The following is a 14728-nucleotide window of genomic DNA, read 5'->3' as shown; positions in this document are numbered from 1 at the left end:
AGAACTTATTTATCACTCTTAGTGAAATTTACTTTTCTATTGAAATGACAAGATGCTAAAGCATCGTCGATACCTTTTTGCATTTGCTCAGCTGGAAGGCAATAATTTCTAGCTAATAATGCTGTAATCACACTGATGATAAACAAGACTCCTGCTGCCTGATAAAAATCAAAAGCAGCAATTCCACCAAAATCACTTAAATATGATACTATTGATACAGCAATTATATAAAACCAAAACCAGATAGACTCTTTTACATTCCATGATATATGTTCGTCCTTATCTGCTCCAAACTTTCTATAAAGTCCTAATAACGCTATAGCAATAAATATAGCAATACCTGATTTGGAAACTATGTCCCAACCACTCCATAAAAAAACGAGTGTAGAAGCAAATATCCCAACAACAGAAACTAAACCAACAAATTTCAGCCTAAATGGTCGGTGAATATCTGGCAAACGATATCTCATCGCCATAGTTGATGTAGCACCAGTAATATATGTTATAGAAATCAAAGAAGTCAAAAAGGCTGTCATTGTCTTCCAACCAGGAAATGGGGCAAACATTATCAATGCTATAAGGAAGTTTAGAACTACTGCATTAATAGGTTTATTAACTAATGGATTAACCTTATTTAAAACCTTTGGCATGTAACCATTTTTCACCATAGCGTTTAATGAATTTAATGCTACACAAAAGTATAAAAGTCCCGCCATTAATGGAAATAAAATTGCACCGAAATACAAAAAGTACATCATCCAAGTTTGACCAAAGTACTGAGCCATAACAGCAAAAGCACCAAAACTTGAACTCTCACCTTCAGTAATAGTATTTAAATCCCATACATTATTATGAACATACTTTGATATAACTAATAAATATGCTACTTGTAATATCAGAAACACAAATAAACAAATAACAATAGTACTTATAGTTGCAATAGGTATAGCTTTTGCTGGATTTTTAGTATTTCCTGCAAGTTCTACAATAGTTTTAAAGCCCACAAACGCATAACCAATCCCCCCAAGTGAAACAGCTGCCAATACGCCATTCAAACCAAATGGTGCAAACTGTAAATCACTATCAATCCCTCTGCTTACAAGCTCTGGTAGCACAAAACACATAGCAATCAAAGATACAGCAATTATTATAGGCACTAAAACTTTAAGTACAGTAACAATGTTATTTATCTTTACTAGCCATTTAAGTGAATAAAAATTCAATGCACAAAATATGAATAATAACGCCATCGCAACAGGTATACCTTGAGTTGTAAGAGCGCCACTATTATTTTGGTCAATTAAACTAGGGTAAAAAACAGCTACATATTGTATTACAGCTTGAACTTCAATAGGAGCTAAAACAAGGTATGAGATCCAAGTAATCCATGCGAATATATAACTTACTAGCGTACCATGTGTAATATGTGGAATACGAGAAGTTGAGCCTTGAACAGGAACTATAGAGGCACTCTCTGCAAAAGTTAATGCAATAAAAATCATTAATCCTGCACCAATTATCCATGAAAAAATTGAGGCTGGTCCAGCATATTCAGAGGTATATTGAGCTGAAAACATCCAGCCTGAACCCATTATACTTCCTATACCTATAGCAATAAGACTAGTAATACTTAATCTCGTATTTATCATAAAATTTTTAGTAATGTATTTTTTTTAGTACAATGATTCTAGTAATAAAAATTTGAAATGTAAAGATTTTAAGCCTTTTTATAAGCCTATACGAACTATCCTTTCATTAAGAGTTGCAGCGACATCATACTCTATAGTATTTAGTAATTTCGCGATACTTTTTGCGCTATTTGGTAAGCTAGGGTTATTTGAAATAATCTCAACTTGATTACCAACTCTCAAGCTTTTATGGTTACTGCCCAATGAAATAGCCATAGCATCCATACTCATTTTACCGACTATAGGATATGTATCTTCATCAATAGTAACAAAACCTTTACCTCCTAACGCTCTAAAAAAACCATCTCCATAACCTATAGGGATAGTTGCGATATACTCTCCTTCGAATCCCTTGTGTAATAAAGAATAACCAACACTGTCACCGTCATTAAGACTAATAATTTTTATTATTTCAGAAGTTAATCTAGCTATTGGTTGAATTTCTTTAACTATATCATCAACTTCAAACTCTGGCAAAAAACCATAACTTAAAATACCAGGCCTTACCATATCGTAGCAAACATCTGCCTGACCAACCAATCCATAAGAATTAGTCAGATGGCAAATAACATTTTCCTTTATACTTTTTGTGTATGCTACAACCTCTTTAAATCTCTGATTTTGCTGAAGATTAAAAGGATGATTTTTATCATCTGCACAGGCAAAATGACTATAAACACCTAAAAGCTCAATATGCTGGGAGTTATATGCTTTATCTATTACCTCTTTGTAACCATCGAAACCAACTCCCATCCGATTCATACCAGTATTTATATTTATATGAACTTTGATCTTGATTGATGACTCTTTTGCGATTTTTGATAGAGATCGTATATCTTCTATACTGTGTATGCTATATATAAAGTCACAATCCAATACTTTTGATATATCATCATACTCCACCCTTCCAAACACTAGGATCGGCTTTTCATTACAAGCACTATAAACCTGTATAGCTTCTGATAAACAGGCAACAGCAAAATAATCTACTAAATCATAAGAATTTTTCACAATAATATCTAGACCATGCCCATAAGCATTTGCTTTAACAGGAAAGCAAAATTTAGTTTGGGTATATGCTTTTATAATAGATATATTTTTTCTTAAAGTTTTTGTGTTTACTTCTAATATATTTGCATTCATAAATCATTTCTCAAATCTTGAAAACTCTCTCATACTATCTATAAAACTGCTAAAGTTCAACCCTTCTAAAATCGACTGAATTTTCTTACTACAATTATCATCTAACAATTGCACGATAAAGCTATAAACTGTTATATCAAGCAGCGAAATATTATCATTAAAGAAATGCTTCCTGCCATCTAAAAAATCAGCTAAAGCCTTTAAATCTTGCTCAGCCTTAGCATATATTTCTCGTTGTGAAAGTACTAGTATTCCTGATGCTTTTAATTGCCTTGCAATATTTCTCTTAGCAGCATTGTAAACAATACCTGACATCATCTTTGGTAATTTTGCCGATGCCATAAACTCTTTTTTCCAAGATTTATTATCAACATCTACCCAGCGACTATAAACAGCTACCCAATACAAACTATCTTCACATAGTCTCATAAAAGCTAAACTTATCGCGCTCTGCTGACAGCTTAAATGACTATCTAATGATTGATCATTTACTTGTTCTAAATATTTTATAATGATATTACTATCAGCGATTTTTTTGCCTTGTGTTTCAATAAAAGGCATTTTACCTGTTGGCGATTTATTTAACTCTAAACTAAAATTGTTATTATAGGGGATATCTATAGCTTTTAAGTACAATTCAAGCTTGACGCAAAAAGGACTGCAACTATAGTTTTTCCCAGGTAGGTTAGGTAGTTGGTGAAGGTGTATCATTTATTTAGTCCTCAAAACTTATAATATTATTAGCAGCACGCCTTTGTGGCTTTTCATTCTCTTGTTCCGTCTGTTCGGCAACCACATTCTCTCTCTCTAAATCTGCTTTTTCAAATTCTGACATAATCAGCTCATCAAATTTACCATTTTTAAGCACTATATAAGCACGATATCTATCATCGCTAATTGCTGTATTATAATCAAATGAATACACCCTATAAAAAACTAGCTTTTTAAACTCAATTTTTACACTTATCTTACGTAGGCAAACAGTATCATCTAGCATTTCAATATTATGCTTTTTAGCAGATCTTTCAGCTATACCTATCGTATACTCTTTATTTTTCATAAAATTGCGCCATGTAAAAAAACAAATTCCTAAAAATATAAGTGTATATAATGCTACTGACATTAGTCTCTTTCTCAAAAATCTAAAACTATAGCTATTATATGTTAAAATCTAAGCGTTATAAAACATATCTATAATTAAACAATGAAAACTTTGAAATACTTCTACGGATCTTTTATTGTCACGATATTAGGAGTTCTTATTGGAGCATTTTTATACCCTAATGATATTGTCGCAACTGTTTATTCGTTATTAATACTAGCCTTACTAGAGATATCTCTTAGTTTTGATAATGCTATCATCAATGCCAAAATTCTTGGGCAAATGCCTAAAATTTGGCAAAAAATATTTATCTTTATTGGACTACCTATAGCTGTATTTGGTATGAGATTTGTTTTTCCTATATTTTTAGTAAGCATAGCAGGTGATATTGGTTTTAACGATGTTATAAACTTAGCTCTTCATCATCCTAATCAATACGAGACTATACTTGAAAATGCTATGCCTTATATCTGTAGTTTTGGTGGGAGCTTCTTATTATTAGTTTTCCTAAACTTCTTTTTAAGTGAAAACACTGAACATCATTGGATCCCTATTATTGAAAACAACTTCATAATAAGAAAAATACGTAACTATGATGGTGGTTATATCTATCTTGCTATTTTAATTGGCATAATAATTATTAGTAATGTCCATAATGAAACTCAAGGATCAATTGCTTTAGCTTTCTTACTAGGAATAATAACTCATGAAAGCATTGGAATATTAAATTCTTTCTTTGGCAACTCTAACATTAATTCTGGAACTATTGTTAGAAATGGGTTTATGGGTTTTGTTTACCTTGAAATAATTGATGCTTCTTTTAGTTTTGATGGTGTGGTTGGTGCTTTTGCAATTACAACGAATATAATTATTATAATGATTGGTCTTGGTATTGGTGCGATGTTTATAAGATCTTTAACTATAATGTTTGTAGAAAAGAAAACCCTAGGTAAATACATCTATCTTGAGCATGGTGCTCACTATGCAATAGGTTTTTTAGCTTGTATATTATTGTTAAAAATATTTATACCTATCCCAGAATGGTTTAGTGGTTCTATTGGGATTTTGATTTTAGCTATCTCATATATCCATTCTGTGGTTCTTAATAGAAAAAATTAATGTCGCTGAAGTGATATCAAACATAATGCAAATCGCCATATTTGCCTCAAAGAAAGTTTATACTTAACTGTAGTATACTGATAATAGCTATTGGTAAATACCTACCATAAATCTCACGCACTTTTAGTTTCAATAAAGGTCATCATTCCAGAATGCATATGATAAAGCATATGGCAATGGATAAACCATTTACCTTTAGCGTTTGCTTTCATTGCTATAGTTATGCTTGATTTAGGCTCTACATAGACTGTGTCTCTTATTACACCGTCATCTATTGACTTACCATTGACTTTGACTACCTTAAATACATGCCCATGGATATGTATGGGGTGAGACATACCTGTTTCATTCTGAATTTTAAACTCATAAGTTTTATCAAACTTTAATTCAATAGGTGAAACATCCGGCCAAGTTTGACCATTTATTTGCCAAACATAGTCCTTCATATTTCCAGTCAATTTTAAATCTATAGTTTTTTCTATACTTCCCAATGCTAGACTATCTTTTGCTGAGTGAAGCTTTTTTAACTGAGCATAATTAAAAGGTTTTGAGTCAACTTTCGCTTCTGCTGGGATAGTTAAGTTTTTATCATTAATTGTCGTTAAGACTATTCCTGTTTGATACTTTTCACCCTCAACTTGACCTACTATAGGAAAAACTCCATTTTTAGGTATCTGTACTTGTATATCCATTCTTTGAGCTATTGCTAACTGGAACTTGTTGCCTTCAAAAGGTTTGATATTTTGACCATCTACAGCTATGGCAGTTCCTTTTAATTTACCTAGGTTTATCCAAAAATTAGTCGATGATGAACCGTTAAGAAATCTCAAACGATAGATTTGACCTGCTACAACATGCTTGATTTCAGGGCTCTTTGCAGTTCGATAGTTTGTTAAAAAAGCATCATATGAAACATCATTTAAATCAGGCTTCGCATCTTTATCCATCACCATAGCCATTTTATGGGTGCCATGCATATGCATATTACTGTCATCACTATGTTTTAAATCTTTCATTATAGCTTCTGGCTGTTTAAAGCTAAAACCTTGGAACATAACAACTACATCATTGGTAGCATCATATCCTCTTGGATAAACTATAAATGGCGCCTCTACAAAATTCTGCTCTTGAAAACCATAATGTGAATGCATCCAAAATGTTCCGCTATGGATTAGCTTAAAATCATAACTATAAGAAGAATTTGGTTTAATATATGGTTGGTTAAGTTCAGTACCATCATACTTATTTGGCAATAATAAACCATGCCAATGTAGCACTGTAGGCTTTTTTAAACCATTTTTAACTTTTACATTAAAATCATCACCTACAGTACCATAATATCCCCATGTGCCATCTGGTTGAATAACTGTATTTACAGTAGTTTCTTTGCCATTAATATCTATGGTTTTATTTGTAACAAGCAACTCTACTACAGTATTTTCGCTATAGTATATATATACTGATATAAAAACCATCAATAGCAACAATATACTCGATATTGTTTTTTTATTTTTCATTGTATATAAAACTCATCAGTTAACCAAGATAACTCCAAAACATCCAAACACCCATAATTATCATCATTATGTTTTCAGTTAAGGATAAAAATCCTAGTGGTACACTACTGCCTCCACCAACACAAGCACATTTAAGCTCACGCTTTTCAAGATATACAGCTTTAAATACAGATATTGCTCCAATTAAACCTATAATTATTGCTATCGTAGCTGCTACTAGAGTGAAAATGTTAGCTATTATCCCTAACCCTACAAAAGCCTCTGCAAAAGCATAAATATAAGCATAACGCACCCATCGCATAGCAACTAAATCATAAGTAATAAACTGCATTGAAAAGCTATTTAAATCCTGAAGCTTTAGCATTGCTAAGATAGCTATACTAAACCCCATAAACAGCTTTATTACAGAACCTATTGTCACTGTATCAGTAAATGTATAATTAGTAGAAATAGCCATCAATAAAGCAATTACAAAAACTGCTATGACAGGCGTATATGTTGTTTCTTTTTTAGGTTTATTTTCTCCTAAAAATGCTAAAAGATCATCATAACCACCCACCCTTTTATTATCAATAAAAGTCTGAGGTGTAGTTTTAACACCATACTTTTCTTTAAAAGTATCAGTTTCTTCTCTATTTTTTAAATGATTATCTGTAACCTCATAGCCATTGCGCTTTAATAAATCTTTCGCCTTTATGCCATAAGGGCAAATATTTTTATCAGTAACCATTCGGTAAATAGTTGCTTTTTTTGATGTGGTTTTATTATTCTTACCCATAGCTAGCTCTCCTTTATTCATATTTTTTTAGAAGGTTTATAATTTCTGTAATCTTAACTTGATGTAACTCTTGATTATTTTGACACTCTTCAAGGCAAGACTTCATATGCGTTTCTAAAATAGATAGCTCTATAGCTTTTAAGGCACTTCTAGCTGCCTTTATTTGTGTCATGATATCAACACAGTATTTATTTTCGTTAACCATTCGTTTAACAGCCTCTACCTGACCAGAGACTCTATTTAGTTTTCCTAAATGTTTTGTATGACATGGGTGCATCTTAAATGATCCTTTTGACTTAAATCTAAAAACGATTATATACCCTGATGGGGTATATAACAAATATTTAAATAAAATATGTAATTAGAAAAATGAGAAGTTTAAATGAGGAGATTATTTTAGGTTAAATACTGATGTTACGCACCAAACATAAATTTGAGCAAGAAGATAAAGTCTTAGATGCAAGGCAGGGTTTATTAGCATAGCAGTAGCTATGGTAGTAAAGTTCTAACGCAGTCAGATGATGCTTTAGCTTTTTATCCTTTGGATGATATAATTTGCATTAAATAGTAATTGTTCTAGCTTCGATTTAAAATATACTTCAAAACACCTACATCCATAGCGATACTCTCAGCTTTTTCAACCACATTAGTACGCTCAACATGCTCTGTATAGGCTATAAACTTATCTGCAAAACCTGCTTCAAATAGTTGATAATCTGTAAATCCATCTCCTACAGCTATAACCTCACCTTGCAATAATTCTTTAGCCTTTTCAAATGCTACTAACTTTGAATCACAAGCACCATTAGAATTATCAAGTGACTTAAAGCTACCATCTTCGTTCCAATTAACTTCTACAGCATAAATATTCTTGCGTGGAATTTTTAAAGCTTTTGCAAACGGGGCTATGCTCTCAGTTAAACCTCCACTAAATATCCAAATTTTATAGCCTTTACTATGAAGTTCTTTGACAAAGTCTTCCATACCTCTAGTTAGTAAGCTAGGACAGTATTCTTTACTGAAAGCTTCTATACTAGCTTTAGTTGGACTTGCTATAGCTAACCTTTGCTCTAAAGATTCTCTAAAATCAAGCTCCCCTTGCATACCAAGATTTGTAATTTTTTCTATTTCTTGAATTTTTTCTGGGCTATTTTTAAGTAGTGGTTCAAGTATCAACTCTAGAGACTCTCCCTTTATAAGAGTTGAATCAAAATCAAAAATTATGTTTTTCATATTAAAAATGTTGTTAGTATTGTGTGCTTTGTTTATATTATACAAACTATAAAAATATTTTTAGCATAAATACCTATGATAAATTACAAAGAAATGCCAAAAGGTGTTCTTCAAATAAATATAATCCAAATATTCTCAACTGTCGGATATGCTGTTTTAATGGGGTTACTTAACTTCTATCTAACAGACCATGGTGGTTTCACGAAGACGGAGGCTAACACTCTTACGGCGAGTTTTTTTGCCCTTAACTTCCTACTTCATTTTTTAGGTGGTGCCTTAGGTGGTAAATTTTTTAGTTTTAGAGGTTTATTTTTAATTAGTGTAGCGTTACAGGTTGTAAGTATGTTTATGATTGCCGAGCATCATCAAACAATTATAATCTATGGTATGGCTTTGTTTATAACAGGTGCTGGTTTAAATGTTAGTTGCCTAAACATGATGCTTACCCAACTGTTTAAATCAAAGGATCGCAATAGGCGAGTTGCTTTTTCGATAAACTATAGTTGTATGAATATAGGCTTTGCAGGAAGCTTTTTGCTTTCAGGAATTATCCAAAGTTATGGTGCTTATACTATCGCATTTTATACTGCTGCAGGATGTTTAGCTTTCAGCATAGTTCTTCATCTATTTAATTTTAAAAATGTTGAAGACAAAGACACTTATTTCCATAATCAGTTTTCAAAATCTATAGCTAGATATTTCTCAGCTCCTGCTGTTATTTTGGCTTGTTTTATTTTTTCAATATTTTTAATTAAAAATCCAGAGTACGGTAGTTTCTTAGTCATCAGTGTCTTTGTGATGATTATAATATACCTTGTTTATACTGCTTTAAAACAAACTCCAGAATATCGAGAGAGAATATTTGCATTTATGATACTAAGCTCTGCTTGTATGGTTTTTGCTTTTGTACAAGGAATGCAAAGCTCAGCTTTAGAAAATTTTGTTGAATTTAACACTAACAAATCACTATTTGGTATCACAATGCAACCCGCTACTGTAAATATTTTTGAAACCTTAGGCGTAATCGTTTTTGGTTTTCTACTAGCAATATTTGCAAAAAGAAGACTTGAGAATGGTACTACTTTAGCTCCAGGAAGCCTTATAACTCGAGGAATAGGACTATATATCGTAGCATTTTTAATGATCCCTTTAGGTATAATGCTTGCTAATAAAGATACTGGCACTGTTAATGTAATATTTCCCATTCTATTACTCGTAATAGTTGCAGCTGGTGAGATTCATGTGAACGCAACAAGCTATGCTTTAGTTGGCGACTTAATCAAACCTATTCATCAGGGGATGTTTACTGGATATTTATTCGTGAATGTAGCTGTCGGTATTATTATTTCAGGGCCTGTTTCAAACTACGCTATTGGTAATGAAATTAGTGCTAAACACATTACAGCACTTGGTACTAATCCAATGTATTCAAATATTTTTATATCTTTGGCAGTCATTGCTATTGTACTAACCATTATATTCTTCTTAATATCAAAAAAAATAAATAGTGTGTTTAAAAGACTACATACAACATAATCAAAATAACTCTAACTTTTTCCCTAAATACTATGTAATCAGAGCATTTTAGCTTATAATGCTCTTTTCATATAAAAAATATTCAACTTATTAATGACAAACTATATAAAGACTATGCCTAAAGGCGTAGTTCAAATACACATTATTCAAGTTTTATCTCTAGCTGGTTATGCAATTCTAATCGGAATGTTAAATTTCTATCTTAGTAGTGAAGCAGGTTTTACTAAAGTAGAAGCAAACACTCTAACAGCAAGCTTTTTTGCCTTAAACTTTTTATTACATTTTTTAGGAGGTGCTCTAGGTGGACGCTATTTTAGTTTCAGAGGATTGTTTTTAACAAGCCTTATATTACAAGCTGTTAGTATGGTTTTAATAGCTATGCCTCACGATTATGACGCTATTGTTATTGGTTTAGCTATATTCATTACAGGGGCTGGTCTAAATACTAGCTGCTTAAACATGATGCTTACTCAACTTTTTGATGCAAATGACACTAGAAGAGAAATGGCATTTTCTGTTAACTATACTGCTATGAACTTTGGGTTCTTATGCTGTTTTGTGCTTTCTGGAGTGCTACAAAGCTATTCTGCATATAATATTGCTTTTTATATTGCTTCTGTTTTACTTATAATTGCTTCTATTTTACAACTTATAAACTTTAAAAATGTCAAAGATCACGACACTTACTTTTCTAAAGTTTTTTCTAAGAAAAAAATTCGTTTTGCTGTAATGCCGGCAATTATTATTATTTGTCTTGCTTTTTCATTAACACTAATTAAAAACCCTGAATACGGAGTTGACCTGATTGTTTCTGTATTTTTTATAGTTTTAATCTACCTAATTCGTTTAGCATTAAAGCAAGATGGAATTTATCGCTCAAGAATTTTAGTCTTTTTAGCATTAGCATCAGCAGGCATGATAACTGCTTTTGTACTAGGTATGCAAACTTCCGCGATAGAAAACTTTGTAGAGTATAACACTACAAAAACGATACTAGGCATCCATCTTTCTCCGGCTTTTGTAAATTCTTTTGAAACTGTTGGTGTTATCGTGTTTGGTATAATACTTGCTAAGATAATTGCTAAAAAGAATGATTTAAATAAAGCTGTATATCCAACCACAAGTATAATTAGAGGCTTAATATTTTATGTACTTGCTTTTTTAATAATTCCTTTTGGGATTTTAGTTTCAGGCAATGATGGTATGGTAAGTCTTATCATACCTATAGTAATGTTACTTATAGTCGGTGGTGGTGAGGTTCAAATCAATGCTACAAATTACGCTTTAGTAGGTAAACTTATCGAACCTAAACACCAAGGTTTATTTACAGGTTACTTCTTTGTGAGTGTGGCTGTAGGTGTGATTGCCTCTGGATATATGGCAAACTATACTATAGGTAATCAACTGAATTCTCATGAAATCACTGCCTTAGGTACAAATCAACTATATACAAACCTATTTGTAGGGCTATCAGTTTTAACTGCTGTTATTGCTGCAATATACTTCTTTGCCTCTAAAAAAATGAACAGTGTATTTGATAGTTCTTTATAACTGAAATTATAATCTAATCACCTCAACTTTTACTTTTTTTCTAGTTAAAAATTGCTTATTATTAAGAATCTTTTTTATATAAAAATATCGGCTCTTAAATTATGAGTAATATATCTAAAAAACCTATTGTCTCCATTAAGAATTTATCTAAGCAATTTGAAGATGGTCATGTAGCTGTAGATACTGTAAATCTTGATGTTTACTCTAAGGAATTTTTCTCACTTTTAGGTGGTTCTGGTAGTGGTAAAAGCACCCTACTTAGAATGTTAGCAGGATTTGAAAAACCTACTGATGGTAAAATTATCATTGATGGTGTCGATATGTCAAATATTCCTCCATACAAAAGACCTGTAAATATGATGTTTCAATCGTATGCTCTATTTCCACACATGAATATAAAGCAAAACATCATGTTTGGACTTAAACAAGAAAAATCCCTAAGAAAAGAAGATATCGAAAAAGCTACAGATTCTGCTCTTAAAATTATCAAAATGGATCATCTTGAAAAAAGAAAACCTCACCAGCTATCTGGTGGACAACGCCAAAGAGTAGCTTTAGCAAGATGTCTTGCAAAAAGGCCTAAACTAATTTTATTAGATGAGCCACTATCTGCTCTAGATAAAAACTTACGTGATCAAATGCAGTTTGAGCTTGTAGACATTCAAGAGCAAACTGGTAGTACTTTTATTATGGTAACTCATGATCAAGAGGAAGCAATGACTATGTCAACTCGTATTGGCATTATGAGTGATGGTTGGCTAGAGCAAGTTAGTCCACCTAATGAGATTTATGAATTTCCTAAAAGTCGTTTTGTAGCAAATTTTATTGGTAAAAGTGCCATTTTTGAAGGCAAAGTTGAGCAAATATCTCAGAGTCGAAGCGTTATCATTTCTAACCAAGCAAACACTTCTTTTGTATTGGAAAGAAAAATTGAAGCTGTCGAAGACCAAGAAATATGGGTTGGTATAAGACCTGAAAAAATAACTATTAGCAAAGAAAAACCGCAAGACTATAACCCACAAAACCCAATTAACTGTATAAAAGGAAAAGTTGAAGATATTGCATATCTTGGTGGGCTTTCAACTTATCATGTACGTACAGCTAACAATATTATTGTTAAAGCTACTGATTTTAATGTCGAGAGAAATGCTGATAATCCGACATGGGAAGATGAAGTCTACCTAAGCTGGGAGTCACAAAACATTATGGTGCTATATTCATAATGCAAAACTTACAGAAAAGCCTTAGACACAGGCTAGTTTATTTAGTTCCAATGACCTGGTTTGTAGTATTTCTGCTAATCCCATTTATATTTGTTATCAGTATAAGCTTTACTCTACCTGCTGATGGTACTCCTCCTGTCACTCCTCTTTTTGATTATAGTAATAGTACTGTCCACTTTACGCTATACCTTAGAAACTATCTTGAACTTATCCATTACAACATTATATTTATAGCTCTTTTTAACTCCCTAAAAATCGCTGTTGTAACAACTATATTGTGTATACTGATTGGCTATCCTATGGCACTAGCTTTATCACGAGCACAAAAGAAAACTCAGCTATTTTTTTTAATTTTAATTGTAATCCCCTATTGGACCTCTTTCCTACTTAGAACTTATGCTTGGGTTACCTTACTTGGAAATCATACTTTTAATGAGTTTCTTATGAGTATAGGACTACCGAGCATGGCTTTACTTTATAATGATTTTTCAATGTATCTTGGGATGGTTTATTGTTATCTACCTTTTTTAGTTTTACCACTATATAGCACTCTTATAAAGATAGACCCTACTCTCTATGAAGCTGCCGAAGATTTAGGCTCAAAACCTATAAATTCATTTTTCAAAATCACTCTACCACTTTCTATGCCAGGGCTTATAGCCGGCAGTTTGTTGATATTTATCCCAGCTGTTGGTGAGGTTGTCGTTCCACAAATTATGGGGGGTATGAATTCTCTAATGATTGGTAATATTATTTGGGAAGAGTTTTTTACCTCAAACAACTGGGGCATGGCTGCAGCAATTTCTGTAGTATTAATCATGATATTGGCACTACCAATATTATGGATGCAACGAATTCAAGTCAAAAAAACTTTTATATAAGGAGCTGGTATGAAAAAATTCTCATTTAGTAATATTATGCTTATGTTTGGCTTAGTATTTTTATATATCCCATTAGTAATACTTGTATTATTTTCATTTAGTGATTCAGAGATTATCAATCTATGGGGTGGGTTTACTTTTAACTGGTATCATGAAGCAATTCACGATACAGACATCATTAATGCAACTATTACAAGCCTCAAAATAGCAACTATTACTGCGGTTATTTCCACTTTTTTAGGAACTATTGTTGCTTATGCTATTACTAGGTTTCATTTTTTTAGAAGTCGAAGTTTTTTATATGGGCTAGTTGCTACCCCATTGGTATTACCAGATATTATACTAGGTGTTGCATTCTTACTGATGTTTTCTGCTTTAGGGCAGTTTATCGGTTGGCCAACAGAGCGAGGAACTACAACAGTAGTTATAGCTCATGTTACGATGTGTACAGCTTACGTAACTATTGTAATGCAGTCACGCATAGCTAGTGTTGATGTATCTCTTGAAGAAGCTGCTTTAGACCTTGGTGCAGGACCTATAAAAACATTTTTCACTATAATGATACCTCAACTATTACCTGCTCTCATAACGTCTGCTTTACTAACGTTTACACTATCTATTGATGATTTAGTTGTTACAGAATTTGTTGCTGGTAGTGACAACCCTACTCTGCCGATGTATATTTATTCAACTGTAAAAAATGGACCAACTCCAGAAATAAATGCTCTAGCTACTATTATGATAGCAATAATTGTAATTGGTGTACTAGCTGCTATGCTCATATCTTCAAGGTTTAAAAGAAAATAACGGTGTAAAAGGTTTTTATTAAAAATTAGTTATCCTTATATCTGAAATAAAAATCTTTGTACTATTTGATAGATTCCCACTTTACCAAGTATTTTTTAGCTACTATTTAGCTTATGAGGCTATAGCAATGATTACTAGATTATGTTATTT

14 protein-coding genes are annotated in these 14728 nt (G+C 32.2%); 6 read left to right on the top strand and 8 right to left on the bottom strand.

Going from position 1 to position 14728, the window contains the following annotated elements:
- Positions 1-5: 5 nt before the first annotated feature.
- From FLM55_RS08900 to FLM55_RS08885, 4 genes are all read right to left on the bottom strand, one after another.
- Entirely contained in the window at positions 6-1649 is a 1644-nt protein-coding gene (locus tag FLM55_RS08900) for an APC family permease (RefSeq protein ID WP_178948933.1), read from the bottom strand.
- A 78-nt stretch (positions 1650-1727) separates the two neighbouring features.
- On the bottom strand, positions 1728-2831 hold the full coding sequence (alr, locus tag FLM55_RS08895) for an alanine racemase (protein WP_178948932.1): 1104 nt from the start codon (positions 2829-2831) through the stop codon (positions 1728-1730).
- 3 nt (positions 2832-2834) lie between these two features.
- A complete protein-coding gene (locus FLM55_RS08890) occupies positions 2835-3542 on the bottom strand; it encodes a glutathione S-transferase family protein (protein WP_178948931.1) in 708 nt (235 codons plus the stop codon).
- 4 nt (positions 3543-3546) lie between these two features.
- On the bottom strand, positions 3547-3954 hold the full coding sequence (locus FLM55_RS08885) for a DUF3301 domain-containing protein (protein WP_178948930.1): 408 nt from the start codon (positions 3952-3954) through the stop codon (positions 3547-3549).
- Positions 3955-4035: 81 nt separating this feature from the next.
- Between FLM55_RS08885 and FLM55_RS08880 the strand changes: the two genes are divergently transcribed.
- Complete coding sequence (locus tag FLM55_RS08880) at positions 4036-5052, top strand: DUF475 domain-containing protein (RefSeq protein WP_178948929.1); 1017 nt, start codon at positions 4036-4038, stop codon at positions 5050-5052.
- 113 nt (positions 5053-5165) lie between these two features.
- On the opposite strand, the gene FLM55_RS08875 is transcribed toward FLM55_RS08880, so the two are convergent.
- The 4 genes from FLM55_RS08875 to FLM55_RS08860 all read right to left on the bottom strand — a co-directional run bounded on the left by FLM55_RS08875 (position 5166) and on the right by FLM55_RS08860 (position 8580).
- The gene (locus FLM55_RS08875) at positions 5166-6569 is read right to left on the bottom strand and encodes a multicopper oxidase family protein (protein ID WP_178948928.1); all 1404 of its coding nucleotides are present in this window, start codon (positions 6567-6569) and stop codon (positions 5166-5168) included.
- Positions 6570-6588: 19 nt separating this feature from the next.
- Positions 6589-7347: a glutaredoxin gene (locus FLM55_RS08870; protein ID WP_256868873.1), complete on the bottom strand. Its 759-nt coding sequence runs from the start codon at positions 7345-7347 to the stop codon at positions 6589-6591.
- A gap of 13 nt (positions 7348-7360) precedes the next feature.
- Complete coding sequence (locus tag FLM55_RS08865) at positions 7361-7624, bottom strand: metal-sensitive transcriptional regulator (RefSeq protein ID WP_112870276.1); 264 nt, start codon at positions 7622-7624, stop codon at positions 7361-7363.
- A gap of 299 nt (positions 7625-7923) precedes the next feature.
- Positions 7924-8580, bottom strand: a complete 657-nt coding sequence (locus FLM55_RS08860) for an HAD-IB family phosphatase (RefSeq protein WP_178948927.1) — start codon at positions 8578-8580, stop codon at positions 7924-7926.
- Positions 8581-8655: 75 nt separating this feature from the next.
- On the opposite strand from FLM55_RS08860, the gene FLM55_RS08855 reads away from it, so the two are divergent.
- From FLM55_RS08855 to FLM55_RS08835, 5 genes are all read left to right on the top strand, one after another.
- Positions 8656-10116: an MFS transporter gene (locus FLM55_RS08855; protein ID WP_178948926.1), complete on the top strand. Its 1461-nt coding sequence runs from the start codon at positions 8656-8658 to the stop codon at positions 10114-10116.
- Between the two features lie 93 nt (positions 10117-10209).
- Positions 10210-11667 (top strand): MFS transporter, encoded by a 1458-nt coding sequence (locus tag FLM55_RS08850; RefSeq protein WP_178948925.1) that lies wholly within the window; start codon positions 10210-10212, stop codon positions 11665-11667.
- 101 nt (positions 11668-11768) lie between these two features.
- The gene (locus FLM55_RS08845; protein ID WP_178948924.1) at positions 11769-12890 is read left to right on the top strand and encodes an ABC transporter ATP-binding protein; all 1122 of its coding nucleotides are present in this window, start codon (positions 11769-11771) and stop codon (positions 12888-12890) included.
- Complete coding sequence (locus FLM55_RS08840; RefSeq protein WP_178948923.1) at positions 12890-13771, top strand: ABC transporter permease; 882 nt, start codon at positions 12890-12892, stop codon at positions 13769-13771. Before FLM55_RS08845 ends, FLM55_RS08840 begins: the two co-directional genes overlap by 1 nt.
- A 9-nt stretch (positions 13772-13780) precedes the next feature.
- Positions 13781-14578: an ABC transporter permease gene (locus FLM55_RS08835; protein WP_178948922.1), complete on the top strand. Its 798-nt coding sequence runs from the start codon at positions 13781-13783 to the stop codon at positions 14576-14578.
- Positions 14579-14728 lie beyond the last annotated feature (150 nt).

It is taken from the genome of Francisella sp. Scap27 (assembly GCF_013394105.1).
GTDB lineage: Bacteria > Pseudomonadota > Gammaproteobacteria > Francisellales > Francisellaceae > Francisella > Francisella adeliensis.
This window is presented reverse-complemented; position numbering and strand designations above follow the sequence as displayed.

What these genes read in the sequence shown, in the direction of transcription:
- FLM55_RS08900 (WP_178948933.1), bottom strand. Translation starts at nt 1,649, where the DNA reads ATGATAAATACGAGATTAAGTATTACTAGTCTTATTGCTATAGGTATA.
- alr (WP_178948932.1), bottom strand. Translation starts at nt 2,831, where the DNA reads ATGAATGCAAATATATTAGAAGTAAACACAAAAACTTTAAGAAAAAAT.
- FLM55_RS08890 (WP_178948931.1), bottom strand. Translation starts at nt 3,542, where the DNA reads ATGATACACCTTCACCAACTACCTAACCTACCTGGGAAAAACTATAGT.
- FLM55_RS08885 (WP_178948930.1), bottom strand. Translation starts at nt 3,954, where the DNA reads ATGTCAGTAGCATTATATACACTTATATTTTTAGGAATTTGTTTTTTT.
- FLM55_RS08880 (WP_178948929.1), top strand. Translation starts at nt 4,036, where the DNA reads ATGAAAACTTTGAAATACTTCTACGGATCTTTTATTGTCACGATATTA.
- FLM55_RS08875 (WP_178948928.1), bottom strand. Translation starts at nt 6,569, where the DNA reads ATGAAAAATAAAAAAACAATATCGAGTATATTGTTGCTATTGATGGTT.
- FLM55_RS08870 (WP_256868873.1), bottom strand. Translation starts at nt 7,347, where the DNA reads ATGGGTAAGAATAATAAAACCACATCAAAAAAAGCAACTATTTACCGA.
- FLM55_RS08865 (WP_112870276.1), bottom strand. Translation starts at nt 7,624, where the DNA reads ATGCACCCATGTCATACAAAACATTTAGGAAAACTAAATAGAGTCTCT.
- FLM55_RS08860 (WP_178948927.1), bottom strand. Translation starts at nt 8,580, where the DNA reads ATGAAAAACATAATTTTTGATTTTGATTCAACTCTTATAAAGGGAGAG.
- FLM55_RS08855 (WP_178948926.1), top strand. Translation starts at nt 8,656, where the DNA reads ATGATAAATTACAAAGAAATGCCAAAAGGTGTTCTTCAAATAAATATA.
- FLM55_RS08850 (WP_178948925.1), top strand. Translation starts at nt 10,210, where the DNA reads ATGACAAACTATATAAAGACTATGCCTAAAGGCGTAGTTCAAATACAC.
- FLM55_RS08845 (WP_178948924.1), top strand. Translation starts at nt 11,769, where the DNA reads ATGAGTAATATATCTAAAAAACCTATTGTCTCCATTAAGAATTTATCT.
- FLM55_RS08840 (WP_178948923.1), top strand. Translation starts at nt 12,890, where the DNA reads ATGCAAAACTTACAGAAAAGCCTTAGACACAGGCTAGTTTATTTAGTT.
- FLM55_RS08835 (WP_178948922.1), top strand. Translation starts at nt 13,781, where the DNA reads ATGAAAAAATTCTCATTTAGTAATATTATGCTTATGTTTGGCTTAGTA.